The following is a 14,988-nucleotide window of genomic DNA, read 5'->3' on the forward strand; positions in this document are numbered from 1 at the left end:
CCAGCCACCGCGCGCGGTTCGTGGTCTGAGCAAATCCACCCTCCCCGGTCGCGGCCCACTGGTCATCCTACGGGCGAGTGCGTCACACGCTCGGCGGCGCACGCGGGAGTTAGAGTCGCGTGTGCCCAAGATCAGCGCTTCGTCGGTGGAGGAGCACCGCGAGCAGGTGCAACGACGTGTGTTCGAGGCGTTCGCCACGTTGATGGCCGAGCACAGTTTCGACGCGATCACGATGGCGAAGCTGGCCGCCGCCGCGGACATCGGGCGCACCGCGATCTACCACCACTTCGCCGACAAGGAAGCCGTTGTCGTCGCATTCGCGTCGCACGAGACAAGCCGTTACATCGACGGGCTGCGCGCCGAGTTGGCCGATGTCGACGACCCGGCCGAGCGGCTCAGGATCTACGTCCGCCATCAGCTCGGTGCGGGTGAGCAATTCCACATGGGTCTCGGGCCGCAGCTCTACGGCGCGCTGTCGCAGGAGACCATGCGCGCCATCCGTGAGCACGTGGTGGCCATCGAAGACGTGTTGCGCGAAATCCTGGCCGACGGGGTTCGTTCCAGCCAGTTCGTGGTCGAGGACGAAGCTGCCACCATGTCGTTGCTGCACGCCTGTCTGGCGCCGCGCGACCTGCCGACCGCCGCTATTGAGCGATTCGTACTGCGCGCGCTGGGAGCGACACCGTAGTGCGGCCTGTGTTATGTTTCTGACAGATTGTCAGCATCGTTTTGACATGTTGTCAGAGCCGTTGGAGCAGTAGCCGAGTACCGGGAGCAGAACGTGTCAGTCAGCACCGCCGAGGCCGTCCGACCCTTCTCGGTCGCGATGAAGGAAGGTTCGACCGCCGAGCACGAGGCCGCCGAGCACTCGCCCTACGTGTCCGAACTGCTCGCCGGCCGCGTCAACCGTCAGGGTTACGCCGACTACCTGCTGCGGTTGCGGATGATCTACGAAGCCCTGGAGCGGGCGGTGCGGAGTCACCGGGAAGACCCACTGGTGGCTGCCGTCTACGATCCCGCGCTGGAGCGGCTCGAGGCTATCGACACGGACCTGCAGTACTGGGCGCCGGGCGCGGGCCACGACGTCGACTCCCCCGCTGCGCGCGCCTACCGCGACCGGTTGACCAACGCCTCGTGGGGCGGCGAACTGGTGGCCCACCACTACACCCGCTACCTCGGCGATCTGTCCGGCGGACAGGCCATCGGCAAGATCCTCAACCGCACCTTCGATCTGGATGGCGCCGGCCTGTCGTTCTACGAGTTTCCGATGCGGCCGAAGCCGTACAAGGACGCCTACCGCGCCCGCCTCGACCGGCTCGGACTCGACACCGACGAAATCGGTCGCGCGGTGGACGAAGTGAAAATCGCCTTCAACCTGAATCAGGCGTTGTTCGCGGAGCTGGCGCAGAATCTATCCGCCTACCGACGCTGAAACGGATGCGAGCGTAACGCTGCGGCGAAATTTCCCCTCAACTTTTCGCCGCAGCGTTACGCTCGTCATCCATTCGGTCCCACCGCAAATGAGTTGCGGCCGGGGACTTTTGAACTAGCGGAACATGCCGGTGCGGGTACGGCGACCGGTCAGGGCTTCGTAGACAGCAATGAAGACGATGGCCAGACCCACACCGATGAAGAACGGAATCCAGGCGATTCCGCCATTGGCGTTGTGGTAACCGAACTGGCTCGCCACCACGGACCCGAGCAGTCCGCCGGCAGCGCCGAGCAGCACGGTCATGAGCAACCCGACGTTCTGCCGGCCCGGCATCACCAGCCGTGCCACGAGACCGATGATGGCGCCGACAACCAGGGCCATGAGAATAGTTCCGATCATTTCAACTCCTGTGCACAGCGGCGCTCCTGTTGAGCACCTCCTGACACGCGAGTTCCCCGAACCGAGCCGCTTATAACACGCATGTTGATTCGGTTGATTCGTCCGGCAACCGTTGCGCCAGAAGGGTTTGAACACCCTCAGGAGGGGTAAACGCGATTCGTTCCACAGACGTCCACTAGGGAGGCAGCGCGCATGACATCCCATGTCTGCCCGGCGTGCGGTTATCCGACGCTCAAACCGGCTCTATGCGCGTTCTGCTGCCCCGGAGAAGTGTTCTCCGGGAACAACATTTTCGGAGCCCCTTTGATCCCCACGATGGCGAGGGAGTCGACGTGGGCCGGGGCCGGTGGCGCCGATCTGGTCACCCAAGGACCTGTCTGGTCGGGTTTGGCCAGCTAGTTGCAGCTGCCGCCGGTCGTAGACTGAGCTGACGCGGGCCCACGTTCCGCACCGACCTCAATGCTCACGACCGAAGGGGGCTCGATGGCCCGCTTCAGCATCCTGTTCCCAGCGGGTGATGCCGCAACGGGAGCAGACGCGGCGCCCGATTGCCTCTCCGATCTGCACCTCGACGAAATCATCACGGCCATCAACGCGGGGCACGCCGACGACGTCGATCGATACTTTCGCCAACCGCTGCCCGATGTCGCCGCCATCGAGCACCGCCATCAGGTGTTCCGGGATCTGCAGGACGAGCGCATTCGCCAGCCCATCACGGATTTCGTCAACGGCCTGCGAACGATGCGGCACCGGCGTGAGCAGGCGAGGGAACTCCGACATCCGTTGCAGCGGCAAGGATGGTTCATCTACGCGGTGCAGACTTACTGCGAAACCGTGGCGACACTGCGCCAAGCACTCGGCCGAGTAGCACCGACCTCTCGCGGATTGTCCGAGTTCTGTTCCTACTTAACCGAATACGTCGACAGCGACACCTTCCAGAGCCTGCTGGCCGATACCTCGACGGTCCGGGCTGCGTTGCATGACGTTCGTTACACCGTGCATATCCAAGACCGCCGCGTGCACGTCGAAAAATATTCCGGCCAAACCGATTACAGTCCCGACGCGGTGGCGACATTCGAGCGATTCGCGACCGAAGAAGCGATCGATTACCACGTCACCCATCGGGACTCGGCCGACATGAACCACGTTGAACGGCAGATCCTCGAGTGCGTCGCGAAGCTCTACCCGAACGCATTCAAACAGCTTGCGGAATTCTGCCGCCGTAACACCGGCTTCACCGAGTCCACCGTGATCCGGTTCGACCACGAAATTCGGTTCTATCTCTACTATCTGACCTTCGTGCGTCGCATGTCCGCAGCCGGCCTGCGCTTCAGCTACCCCGAGGTCACCGCCGAGCCGGGGGTGCTGGCCGCCGACGACGCCGTCGACCTCGCGTTGGCGATCAAGTCGGATCATCCGTTGGTGGGAAACGATTTCCGGTTCTCGGAGGCCGAACGGGTGCTGGTCATCACCGGCCCCAATCAGGGCGGCAAGACCACCTTCGCCCGGACCATCGGCCAGTGCGCCTATCTTGCCTCCCTCGGCTGCCCGGTACCCGCCGTACATGCCAGGTTCACGGTGCCCGACACGATCTACACGCACTTCGAACGACAGGAGAGCCTGACGACCCTGCACGGCAAACTCGAGGACGAACTGGTCCGGATCCACGAGATCCTGTCGAGTGCCACCGCCACCAGTCTGGTCATCCTGAACGAGAGCTTCGCCTCCACCACCCTCAACGATGCTCTGCTGATCGCTACGAAGGTTGTTCGGCGCATTGTGGGAATACGTTGCACTGCAGTCTATGTCAGTTTCCTCGATCAGCTGGCCAGCGTGGATCGCGCGTGCGTCAGCATGGTGGGCGAGGTTGCACCCGACGACCCCGCGCGGCGGACGTTCAAGTTCACCCGTCGACCCGCGGACGGTTTGGCCTACGCCGCCGCGCTGGCGAACAAGTACGGACTCACCCACCAGGCCCTGCGACAGAGGATCGGCCGGTGAAAGTCCGCCTGCTCCATCCCGAGTCGGATTTCGACCTCAAGGCCCGATTGCCCTGGCGGCTCAGCATTCTCACCGAAGAAGACCTGGAGCTGGGCAGACTCTATGACGCAATGGCAGCCGGCGATCCCTTTCTGCTGGAAACCGCCAAGAAGGTGGTCCCATGGAGCGTGAGCGAGCCGGAGGTCATCCGCTACCGCCAACAGGTGCTCGCTGACTGCCTGGCCAATCGCGGTGTGGTGCAGAAGATGTACGACATCGCCTCCGCCGTTGAAGGAATCGAGCTGCGACACAAGGTGTTTCTCGGCGGTCTCAGTTCAGGCGACCCCGCGTTGATGCTGCGCCGCTCGGTCCGGATCCTGGAACTGCTCGTCACCACGTTCAGAGGGCTGCGTGGTCTGGCCGACGCATCAGCCGGTCGGTTCCGTTCGGCCGGGTTCGGGCAGTTCTTCGCGATGCTCGCCGAACTGATGCCCGACGACTATCTCGACCGGTTCGAGGAATACCTGGCCGAATTGAATCTGCCCCGCGGGGTGTTGCTCAGCGCCCGGCTCGGACTCGGCAACCGAGGAGAACACCACGAATTACACCAACCGCCCCAGCGCAATCGGTGGGGCAGGCCGCTCGGAGGTTCCCGCGACGGGTACGGATTCGTCGTCGACAAGGAGGACATGGCCGGGGAGCAAGCGCTGGACAAGCTGGCCGGTCAGGCAGTCAACGACGTCGCCAGCGTGGTCACCCAGGCAGCCGAACATTTCCAGACGTTCTTCGGACGCCTGCGGCTGGAACTGGCGTTCTACCTCGGCTGCCTGAATCTGCATGATGCGCTGACGAAACGGTCTGTGCCACTGTGTGTTCCGGTACCAGCACCGATCGGGACGGTCAAATTCGACACCCGGGGTCTGCGCGACGTTGCACTCTGTCTGACCACCACGAGGAAAATCACCGGAAACGACGTCGACGCCGACGGCAAGAACTTGATCGTCATCACCGGGGCCAATGAAGGCGGTAAGTCGACTTTCTTGCGCAGCGTGGGTGTCGCCCAGTTGATGATGCAGGCGGGCATGTTCGTCGCCGCAGCGGCGTTCAGTGCCAACGTCCGCGACGGTGTTTTCACCCATTTCAAGCGGGAAGAGGATGCCAGCCTGCGGCACGGCAAGCTCGAGGAGGAATTGGCCCGGCTCAGCGCGATGGTCGAGCACATGGGGCCGGGGTCGCTGCTGCTGTGCAACGAGTCGTTCGCCTCGACCAACGAGCTCGAAGGATCTCAGATCGCGCGGGGCATCGTGCACGCCATGGTCGAAAGCGGAGTCAGGGTGTTCTTCGTGACCCACCTCTACGACCTCGCGGACAGTCTGTACGCGCGTCAGGATCCGACTGACCTGTTTCTGCGGGCCGAGCGGCGTACCGATGGTTCGCGGACGTTCCGGTTGACCGCCGGCAGGCCCGAAGCCACCAGCTACGGCGAGGATTCTTTCCGGCGGATCTTCGGGATCTCTCGGGACGGGACGCTGTGAACGACGAACAACCACAACCGGGGAGCGCCACCAAGGGTGGGCGTCACCGCCTACTCAGCCACCGATCCAGGGTCGCAAGGAGGTCCTTTCGGGGGATCCAGGCGAACTGGCGGTGGATCTTCATGCGTTGGACCTCTGACGTGGCCAGGGGCGGGATCGAACCGCCGACCTTCCGCTTTTCAGGTGGATGGAACGGCCGCTGGCCTGCGGTTTAATGACTCCCATACGTCAAATACGCCGCGCTGAGCGCGTCTGACGCAGGCTGCTCGTCCGGCGATCGGACACAGACCGGACACGGTGACAGCACTCCCGACAAGGGACCCTTCATCGCCCGTCACTCAGTGATGCGCGCTGGGGGCTCCCGGGGAGCAGGTACCCGATGCCCGGCATCACGAGGTCGAGCGCGCATTCAACGAGCTCGATTGCGGAGCGACTCACCCTTCGGCCGGACACAACCCGAACGGCCAGCCGGAACACGGACGGAGCGGCGGACGCCGGTAGACCGCGAGTGCCCGAGGCCGGCAAGGCCGCAGGGCGCGAGAGCGGTAGCGGTCGGTCGGACGGCGGGAGCGGCGTAGACCGTGTTCCGGCTGGGACCAACGGGCTTGTTATATGCGCCAAAAGTGTCCGCGACACCGTCGACGGCATTGTTGATGCGGAACTGTCGGCCTCGGATGCCTTGGGGCTGCGGTTCCCGAGGCCCAACATGGTGGCCTCGGCAGCGGCGCTGTTCGAACCGGCCGAACCATGGGCGCATGGACGGGACCGGCTGGATGTCGAACCTGAGTGCGGGCGATTCCGGATCACGATCGGCCCGGGCGTCGTCCGTCTCGGCTGGACCAATCCCGTTCGCGCGGAGAAGGCATCTGAGCGGACCGTGGGCCAGCACATGCAGGACGTAGCGGGCGAGGTAGACCGCATAAAGGCCGGTCGTGATGTGCCTGACCCGTCGGGCCGTGCGATCACCGAATGGTCCCGCAAGTCGCGTGCGGCGATGTGCCGCACCTTCGCCGAGCTGGACTACACGCCGATGGTGGAAAGCGGACGGGTACCCGCGATGGTCACGCTGACCTACCCCGGCGACTGGGAATCGGTCGCACCCGATGGAGCCAGCGTAAAGCGACATATGATGCTGTGGCGCAAACGATTTCAGCGCGAATGGGGTGAACCAGCGCGCTACATCTGGAAGATGGAATTTCAACGCCGCGGCGCACCACACATTCACCTATGGATGGCTCCCCCGTATACCGTCGGTCGATCAGGCCGTAGGTTCAGCGAATGGTTGTCGCAGGAATGGGCGGAAGTCGTCGCCCATCCCGACCCTGAACAACGCACACGCCACTTGCGCGCCGGTACGGCTATCGACAGCCTCAACGGATTGCGTGCTTGCGACCCCAAACGCTTGGCGATCTACTTCACGAAGCACTCATCACCGAATAGATTGGGCGACAAGGAATACCAGCACATCGTTCCGGAGGCCTGGCGGCGGCCGGGCCGCGGACCGGGTCGCTTTTGGGGGGTCCACGGGTTGGAACGAGCAACCGCAGTCGTTGAGATCGCCCAGGACGCATACCTGACGGCCCGAAGGATCATCCGTCGGTGGTCTCGCTCACAGGCCATTCATAGCGATTGCACCCACTGCTTCCCCACCGCACTCGTTCCGCGAATGACCCGCGTCGCAGTTCAACGAACAAACTCCAAGACTGGCAAAGTACGCCACCGCAACGTCTGTCGGAGGCGACTTCTCTGCCGCCAAGGCGGCTTCGCGGGTGGCTACGCCCTTGTGAACGACGGACCAGCGTTCGCATCCCAGCTCGCGGCAGCGTTATCGGCGGATCGGGCGAAGGCGGTGCGCGACGAACAACTCGCGGGCCGTAAGTGATCTAACGCAATTCACCTCTGACCGTCGCATTGCAGCAACCGGCTACATACGCTTAGCACGTGACCATCGAACTGTCGCCGCGCCTGCCGGATGGTGAGCGGCCGAGGAATCATCAGGAATTGGCCGCTGAGCAGATGGACCTGGACAACGTGATCAACGAGCTACTCCTGCGGCTGGAGGATCATAAATATCGTTGGGAGCTTTATGAATTCGGACTTTCCGACACTGAAGAGCGACGTCAGGTGCACACAGTCATTGAGCAGCTGCGGCTGGCGGTGCATACGGGTGGGCCAGCCGTACTTCATCCGCTGCGTCACGCGCTGTCTGTAGCTCACTCCGACGACCCCGCGTCGCCTGGATGCTCCGGATAGTCCGAGTCGCGGGCCATGCTCAGCTGCGCACTACCGTCCACGCGGTGCGGGGGACGGCTAGCGCGGTCGTAAACCGACAAAAACGAGGTCGTGAATTGTTCTGGCAATTCGATCTTCGTCGAGCGCATCGTCAAGCACTAGGTAGGTCAGTGCGCTGGTCGTGACGGCACCGAATAGCGCGATCGCGGCAACTGCTGGGTTGTCGAGGGTCACGAGTGAGCCGTCGCCGGCGCCAGCGCGAAGTAACGTCTCGACGGGTGCGAAGTATGCGGCGCTGATCATGTCGGCGATGACGGGCATGCGGGCGGCGCGGCCCAGTTCCCCGATGAGAGCGCGGCAGACGGCGGGTCTCTGTGCCATCACGCGCAGCTGGGCACTGATGACTGCGTGCAGGCGCTGAGCGGCGGAGCCTTCTGCCTCCACGACTGCGGCGACCTCGTGCGCGACTTGCTGTAGGACGTCTTCGAGGAGGAAGGCGAGTATTTCCTCTTTGCCGGCGAAGTAGTAGTAAAGGGTGGCCTTGGCGATGCCGGTGGTGGCGGCGACGTCTTCGATCTTGGTGTCGTTGAGCCCGCGGTCTGCGAAAAGTGCCGCCGCCGGCGGCAGGCGGTCGGCAATTTTTCGCGGAACCTCGCGCATTGACGCTCCTCTCGGTTGGACTTACAGTCTAAACTACTGGATTAGACAGCCGTATAATTAGATTCACAGCGGTAGGAGCTCAGATGACGACGGTGCAACTTCGCTACGACCCGTTCGATGCGACGATTCAGGACGATCTCTACCCCATCTACCGGCAGCTGCGCGACAAAGCCCCGCTGTATCGCGCAGCCGATTCCAACACGTGGGTTTTCAGTCGCCACGAAGATGTCGTCAGCGCGCTGCTTGACCATCACACCTACTCATCCGTGGACGGCATATTTCCAACTCCACCGGGCTCAGATTTCCACGCATCGTTCTTGCCCATGATGATTTTGATGGATCCCCCGCGACACGATCAGCTGCGCGCGTTGGTAAGCAAGGCGTTCACCCCGCGGCGCATCGCGGCGTTAAGTAGTGGGATTGAGGACCTGGCGGAGGATTTATCAGATTGCCTTGACCGGGGCGCAGGGTCGGTTGACTTTGCCGCCGACTTTGCCGCCGTCCTGCCGGCCATGGTGATCGCTGATTTGCTCGGCATTCCTCGCGAGGACCGCGCACAGTTTCGGCAGTGGTCAACCACGATGGTCCAGTCCAATCCGGCGCGCGGTGAGATGGGCGAGGGGCTGGCCGCGGCTGCGGCCGTCTATGCCTACTTCACCGACTTCCTCGCCGAGCGTCGACGCGAACCGCGCGGCGACTTGATGTCGGCCTTGGTGTCCGCCGAGATCGACGGAAAGCGTCTTACTGACGAGGACCTCCTTGGCTTTTGCCTGTTGCTGCTCATCGCAGGCCATGAGACCACCTCGAACCTGCTCAGCAACGCCGCAGTAGTGCTTGCGAGCGATCCCGACATTCGCCGACGACTAGTCGCCGATGACAACTTGCTTGGTCCCGCAGTTGAGGAGCTCCTCCGGTATGACTCACCGGTGCAAGGACTTTCACGAACTCTGACCCGCGACGTCACGCTGCATGGCGTCACGATGTCCGTCGGTGATTCAGTGCTGCTGTTGTTCGGCTCGGCTAACCGTGACGAACGAGTGTTTGCTGATCCCGACGTGTTCGATATCGGGCGCAAACCCGAACATCAAGTGGCGTTCGGCCGAGGTATCCACTTCTGTCTCGGTGCGTCATTAGCGCGGATGGAGGCCCGGATAGCGTTGCGCGCCCTGCTGGCCCGAGTGCCCAACTGGGAAGTCGACCTAGAGAACGCGCAGCGCCTGCGGTCGGGCCTCATCCGGGGCTATATGTCTTTGCCTATCTCGTGGTCGGCAAATTAGCCGAACTGCGCGTCAGGCAGAGCGGCTGGGGCGGCGCCATTCCCGCGGAGCGGGATCACTACGATGCGGGCTCGTCGACCTTGCGGCGGTGCGCGGCGAGGAAGTCATCGACGATGCGCTCACAGTCTTGACGATCGATGGCACGCAGCCCGGTGAGGCGCGCGAAGGCGACCGGCCCCACGAGTTGGCACAGGATCAGCTCGGGGTCGAATTCATCGAGGTCGGCGCAGGCTTCGGGGCTTTGCAAAAGTAGATCGAACGGCTGGCGATACTGCTCGATGATCCGGGTCCGCAGCGCGTGCCGATCGTAGGTCTCCTGAGTGCTGTTTGATGTTGGGCCAAGCGCGACCCAAGCCAGTGTGGTGACGTGCAGCGGCGCCTCCTGGAACAGCGTGGCCTGTCGGCTCAACAGTTCGATGAGTTGGTCGCGCAACGATCCCGTCGCCGGCGGAAGGTGAACCTGCGGCAGCAGCCGTTCAAATGTGGCGGCCAGTAGTTGAGTGGAGCTGCTGAAGTGGCGATAGAGGGTCGTGCGCGCAACTTTAGAGGCCTTGGTGACCGCGTCTATGGTGACGGCTTCAATCCCGCCGGCGCTGAGGAGTTTGGTGGCTGCATCTAATAGCCGGGTCCGGGAGCGCACCAGGCGCGGATCGACATCGTCGTCGACCGGCATGTCAAAACCGTCGCGCTCCATATGGTCACCGTAAACCCTACGCATACCTGGCCCGCACCGAATCGCATCTGCATTGGCGATTGATCCAGCCACTACCCAACTAACGCTACTGTTGGTAGCATAGCGCTACCAATAGTACAGTTATTCGTAGGGGTTTGTGCGTAGTAGGGGGATTCGTGATCAGGCAACGGCTCGAACAACCCGTGGTCCAAAAGGCCACCAATGCACGGCTGGCATGTCGGTTCATGAGGCCATCCCACGAACCCTCCCAACTTGTGCGGCAGGGACTCGCACACGCCGAGGATGGCGTTCTGCGATGAATGCGCTGCTTGCGCTAACCAGGACCCAAGTGTGGATGAGTGCGGCTCGCGGTTTCAGGCTCAGCGGCCGCACCATTACCAGTGACATCCACCGAACGCCGCCGGACCAAGACCGCGTTCGTCCTCGGCATTACCCGCCTCGCTACTGCTCATACCTGGACGACAATTTGATGAACCGGGAAATGTACAACCACGTGCACGACGATCCCACCAGGCTAACTTCCCGGCTGGCTTTTCGTCTGCGGCGTTCATGAACCTTTCAGAATTTCGGCGACGGTGCGTCGTCACGGTCAATCAACCTGCGCGCCGAGGGGCACGTCGCGCCAGGCGCGAAATGCTGGTCCGTCGCCTGCGGGGTGCTCTCGGGCCAATCCAGGTGAGTAGTGCGGTAGCGGTCGACGGGTGCACGCCTGTCGCGGTTTCGGCGACGAAGCGAAAGGGTACTAGCGGTACTGTTCCGACACCGTTAGTTTCTTTTGGGATAACGGAGGTGGGGGATGGCGGACAACGGGTGGGTTTCCTCGGGGGTGGCGACGCTGAGTCGCCCAGTTCGGGAGCAACTTCGCAAGGTCGCGGCGGGCGAGGGCGCATACAGTGATCGACTAGCTCGCCTGGCGGGGTTCAGCATCCGACATAAGGTGCTGGTCATCGGGGCGTGGGTGGTGACCGCCGGCGTCCTGGCGATGCTGTTCCCCCAGCTGGAAACCGTTGTGAAACAGCAGTCGGTGAATCTGGTCCCCCCTGATGCTCCATCGCTGCAGACGGTTGACCGGATGGGCACGGCATTCGGCGAGCAGGGGTCCAAGACCACCGTCTTTGTTGCATTCGAGGACCCGACGGGCCTGACTGCGCCGGTGCGTCAGCGCTACAAAACGATGGTTTCGCGGTTGCGTGCCGACTCCCAGCACGTGCGACTGGTTCAGGATCTGTTAGCCGACCCCGTTACTGCGGGTCAGGCGATGAGCCAGGATGGCAAGGCGTGGTATGTGCCGGTCGGGGTAGCTGGCACGCTCGGCGATCCTAGAGCGGCGGAATCCGTTCGGGCGGTGCGCGCTATTGTCGCCGAGTCGTTTAGCGGTACGTCCACGATCGTTCGTGTAACCGGACCTCCCGCGACATTCAGCGATCTAATCGATTCGGCTGAGCAGGATTTGATTGGCATCTCCATCGTGACAGCCGGTCTGATCGCGGTGATTTTGCTGGTCATCTATCGGTCACTAGTTACCGCGTTGCTGCCATTGCTCGTGATCGGTGTGAGCCTGGCGGTCGGGCGCGGGGTGCTCTCGGCGCTGGGCGAATCAGGAATGCCGGTGTCGCAATTCACGATTGCGTTCATGACTGCCATCTTGTTGGGTGCCGGCACCGATTATTCCGTGTTTCTGATCAGCCGGTATCACGAGCAGCGCCGCCAGATGATTTCGGCTGACCTGGCTGTGATTAACGCAACCGCCACCATCGGGCGGGTGATCATGGCTTCCGCCGCGACTGTGGCGTTTGCGTTTCTATCCTTGGTCTTTGCGAAGCTGAGCGTATTTAGCGCATTAGGCCCGGCGTGCGCGATCGCTGTCTTTGTCGGAGTCGCAGCTACAGTAACGTTGTTTCCTCCGGTATTGGCGCTTGCCGCGAAACATGGCATTGGCGAACCCAAAGCTGACCGCACGCGCCGATACTGGAACTGGATCGCCGTGGCCGTGGTCCGCCGACCCGCCCCACTGCTGGCCGCCAGCCTGGCACTTGTATTAGGCCTCGCGGCTGTCGCGCTGACTATGCACATCAGCTACGACGATCGGCAAGGACAGCCGGCGACGACCACCAGCAATGAGGGCTATCGCTTGCTGGATAGGCATTTCCGCAAAGATATCGTCATCACACAGTTCATGGTCGTCGAATCACCCACAGATATGCGCACCAGTAAAGGCCTAGCCGACCTAGATGAAATGGCGTCTCGAGTGTCGCAATTGCCGGGCGTCACCAAGGTTTCCGGTGTCACTCGGCCCACCGGTGCACGCCTCGATCAGGCACAGCTCTCGTGGCAAAACGGCCAGATCGGCAACAAGATGGCCGGCGCGGTCGCCAAGGGAGACGCCCATAAGGACGACCTGGCCAAACTCACCAGTGGCGCCGACCAACTCGCCGGCGGCCTGGCGCAACTTGACACCACCCTGCGCACGGCATTGACACCGCTGACCGCGGTCCTTACCCAAGCCCAGTCCAGCGGATCGCAATTTCAACACTTTCGCCCTCTGCTGCAGCAACTTTCGGCTACCACACCAACCATCGATCAAGCGATCCGAACCGGGCCGGGACTGCGTCAAGAAGCTCAACAAGCCCAAAACGCGATCGCCACGATCGATCCGCTGGTTGGTGCGCTCAACACCTCCCCGTGGTGTGCCACCACACCCGAGTGTGCCCAGATCCGCGATCAGGTGCAGATTCTGGTGACCTTGCGCGATGGCGGCTTTTTCAGCCAGCTCGCCAACCTGGGCGACATGTACCAGCCGGGCAGCGACAATGCGGCGGGCACCGTAGCAGATCTGCAGAGCACGGTCACCTCGCTGAACAAGGCTTTCGGAGCACTCGGCGATCCCGCCGACATGGCCGGCAATATCCGCCGCCTCCAAAACGGCATCAGCCAGCTCGCGTCGGGTGCACAAGCCCTGGCCACCGGCGTGCACACCCTTGCCGACAGCAACATCGAAATGTTGTCCGGCATGAGTCAGGTCGCCACCCAATTACAAAATTCCGCGCGGTCCAGCGCCGGTTCGGACAACGCCAGCGGCTTTTACCTGCCCGCCAACACCTTCGAGAATCGCCAGTTCGCCGATGTGGCAAAACATTTTATGTCGGCCGATGGCAAGACCGCCCGCTTCGCGATCGAATCGAGCTACAACCCCTACAGCAGCCAAGCGATGGATCTCGCTCAGAAAATCACCGAAGTTGCCGGGGCCGCACGCCCGAACACCTCCCTGGCCAACGCCACGATATCGATGGCCGGTTTCCCCGCCGTCAACTCCGATATTCAGCGCCTGCTGTCGGCCGACTTTCATCTGCTGGCGATCGCCACGCTCGTCATCGTCGGAGTGATCCTTGTCCTTCTCCTGCGTGCCTTGCTGGCCCCGCTCTACCTCCTCGGTACGGTCGTACTCAACTATGGCGCGGCACTGGGCATTGGGACGCTCGTCTTCCAATACGGCCTGGGTAAGGAAATCGCCTGGCCCGTACCGCTTGTGGCGTTCATCATCCTGGTCGCCGTCGGCGCCGACTACAACATGCTGCTGATCTCGCGGTTACGCGAAGAATCCGCTCACAACATTCGCGTCGGCGTGCTACGCACGGTCGCAAACACCGGTTCAGTCATCACCTCAGCCGGGCTCATCTTCGCCGCGAGTATGTTCGGCCTGATGGTCGGCTCTGTCGGAATCATGATCCAAGTCGGATTCATCGTCGGCTGCGGCCTACTACTCGACACCTTCGTCGTTCGCACCCTCACGGTGCCCGCGATCGCTACGCTCCTGCGCGAGGCCAGCTGGTGGCCGCAACGGAAATCCTCGACTCACAACGGCCGACCACACCGGACCACATGACAATTGGCCGAGAGCGCATCCGCACCAGCGACGGGATCACTCTCGTGGCCGATTGCTACCGGCACGCCGCGACTCACCCCGTCGTGTTGCTGCTCCATGGCGGCGGCCAGAACCGTCACGCGTGGGCCACCACCGCCCGTCGACTCTATTCCCACGGCTACACCGTCGTCGCCTACGACACACGAGGTCACGGCGACAGCGACTGGGACCCGAGCGGACAATATGACATCGAACGGTTTGTGTCCGATCTGATCTCGGTACGAGGACACGTCAGCGCCGACAGTCCCCCCGCCGTCGTCGGCGCGTCGCTGGGTGGGCTGATCATCCTCGCTACCCATCTGCTGGCCCCACCCGACCTCTGGGCAGCCGTTGTCCTGGTCGACATCACCCCGCGAATGGAATTTCATGGGGCCCGTCGCATCCTGTCATTCATGGCCGGACACCCCGACGGATTCGGCACGCTCAATGATGCCGCCGATGTCATCGCCGAATACAACCCACGCCGCGCGCGACCCGAAAATCTCGACGGCCTGCACAAGGTTCTGCGCCAACGTAGCGATGGCCGATGGATCTGGCGCTGGGACCCGGCCTTCATCAGCTCCAACTTCGATGTCCTCCAAGGCAATCTCATGACGGGCAGCGAGGAGTTCGACGCCATCAGCGGATTCCTCGCCGAAGGAGCACGTCGAATCACGGCCCCAACGCTGTTGGTACGCGGGGCACTTTCAGACGTAGTCTCCCAGGAAACCGTCAGCGAATTCCGCCAGCTCGTCAGGCACGCCGAAACGACGGACGTCACCGGCACCGGTCACATGGTTGCCGGCGACAACAACGACGCGTTCACCGCCGCGGTTACCGACTTCCTCGACCGCGCCATGAGGACCCTGACATAAGCA

12 protein-coding genes and 1 tRNA gene are annotated in these 14,988 nt (G+C 62.7%); 9 read left to right on the plus strand and 4 right to left on the minus strand.

The features are described 5' to 3' along the window. The first annotated feature begins 121 nt into the window (after nucleotides 1–121). Both AC5Y3Z_RS13990 and AC5Y3Z_RS13995 read left to right on the plus strand, forming a co-directional pair. Nucleotides 122–688 (plus strand): TetR/AcrR family transcriptional regulator, encoded by a 567-nt coding sequence (locus AC5Y3Z_RS13990; protein WP_463828485.1) that lies wholly within the window; start codon nucleotides 122–124, stop codon nucleotides 686–688. 93 nt (nucleotides 689–781) lie between these two features. Beyond that, nucleotides 782–1,432 carry a biliverdin-producing heme oxygenase gene (locus AC5Y3Z_RS13995; protein ID WP_463828484.1) on the plus strand — a complete coding sequence of 217 codons (651 nt, stop codon included), beginning with the start codon at nucleotides 782–784 and terminating at the stop codon, nucleotides 1,430–1,432. 114 nt (nucleotides 1,433–1,546) lie between these two features. Here the strand turns inward: AC5Y3Z_RS13995 and AC5Y3Z_RS14000 are convergent, their stop codons facing one another. Then, complete coding sequence (locus tag AC5Y3Z_RS14000; protein ID WP_463828483.1) at nucleotides 1,547–1,831, minus strand: GlsB/YeaQ/YmgE family stress response membrane protein; 285 nt, start codon at nucleotides 1,829–1,831, stop codon at nucleotides 1,547–1,549. Nucleotides 1,832–2,314: 483 nt separating this feature from the next. On the opposite strand from AC5Y3Z_RS14000, the gene AC5Y3Z_RS14005 reads away from it, so the two are divergent. Both AC5Y3Z_RS14005 and AC5Y3Z_RS14010 read left to right on the plus strand, forming a co-directional pair. Beyond that, nucleotides 2,315–3,832 carry a MutS-related protein gene (locus AC5Y3Z_RS14005; protein ID WP_463828482.1) on the plus strand — a complete coding sequence of 506 codons (1,518 nt, stop codon included), beginning with the start codon at nucleotides 2,315–2,317 and terminating at the stop codon, nucleotides 3,830–3,832. After that, entirely contained in the window at nucleotides 3,829–5,346 is a 1,518-nt protein-coding gene (locus AC5Y3Z_RS14010; protein ID WP_463828481.1) for a MutS-related protein, read from the plus strand. Before AC5Y3Z_RS14005 ends, AC5Y3Z_RS14010 begins: the two co-directional genes overlap by 4 nt. A gap of 141 nt (nucleotides 5,347–5,487) precedes the next feature. Here the strand turns inward: AC5Y3Z_RS14010 and AC5Y3Z_RS14015 are convergent. Beyond that, nucleotides 5,488–5,552, minus strand: a tRNA-Phe gene (locus tag AC5Y3Z_RS14015). 302 nt (nucleotides 5,553–5,854) lie between these two features. Between AC5Y3Z_RS14015 and AC5Y3Z_RS14020 the strand changes: the two genes are divergently transcribed. Beyond that, entirely contained in the window at nucleotides 5,855–7,228 is a 1,374-nt protein-coding gene (locus AC5Y3Z_RS14020; RefSeq protein WP_224097131.1) for a rolling circle replication-associated protein, read from the plus strand. A 59-nt stretch (nucleotides 7,229–7,287) separates the two neighbouring features. Further along, entirely contained in the window at nucleotides 7,288–7,599 is a 312-nt protein-coding gene (locus AC5Y3Z_RS14025; protein ID WP_131806047.1) for a hypothetical protein, read from the plus strand. 57 nt (nucleotides 7,600–7,656) lie between these two features. Here the strand turns inward: AC5Y3Z_RS14025 and AC5Y3Z_RS14030 are convergent, their stop codons facing one another. Next, entirely contained in the window at nucleotides 7,657–8,238 is a 582-nt protein-coding gene (locus AC5Y3Z_RS14030) for a TetR/AcrR family transcriptional regulator (RefSeq protein ID WP_014710943.1), read from the minus strand. Nucleotides 8,239–8,321: 83 nt separating this feature from the next. Here AC5Y3Z_RS14030 and AC5Y3Z_RS14035 point away from each other — a divergent pair, with 83 nt between their 5' ends. After that, on the plus strand, nucleotides 8,322–9,515 hold the full coding sequence (locus AC5Y3Z_RS14035) for a cytochrome P450 (protein ID WP_014710942.1): 1,194 nt from the start codon (nucleotides 8,322–8,324) through the stop codon (nucleotides 9,513–9,515). Nucleotides 9,516–9,573: 58 nt separating this feature from the next. Here AC5Y3Z_RS14035 and AC5Y3Z_RS14040 read toward each other — a convergent pair whose 3' ends face one another. Further along, entirely contained in the window at nucleotides 9,574–10,209 is a 636-nt protein-coding gene (locus AC5Y3Z_RS14040) for a TetR/AcrR family transcriptional regulator (RefSeq protein ID WP_014710941.1), read from the minus strand. 796 nt (nucleotides 10,210–11,005) lie between these two features. Between AC5Y3Z_RS14040 and AC5Y3Z_RS14045 the strand changes: the two genes are divergently transcribed. Both AC5Y3Z_RS14045 and AC5Y3Z_RS14050 read left to right on the plus strand, forming a co-directional pair. Further along, nucleotides 11,006–14,092, plus strand: coding sequence for an MMPL/RND family transporter (locus AC5Y3Z_RS14045; RefSeq protein WP_024636820.1), 3,087 nt, complete (start codon nucleotides 11,006–11,008; stop codon nucleotides 14,090–14,092). Next, entirely contained in the window at nucleotides 14,089–14,985 is an 897-nt protein-coding gene (locus AC5Y3Z_RS14050; RefSeq protein ID WP_014710939.1) for an alpha/beta fold hydrolase, read from the plus strand. The genes AC5Y3Z_RS14045 and AC5Y3Z_RS14050 overlap by 4 nt, the downstream gene beginning before the upstream one ends. Nucleotides 14,986–14,988: the final 3 nt, after the last annotated feature.

This window comes from Mycobacterium sp. NGS61 (assembly GCF_059812325.1).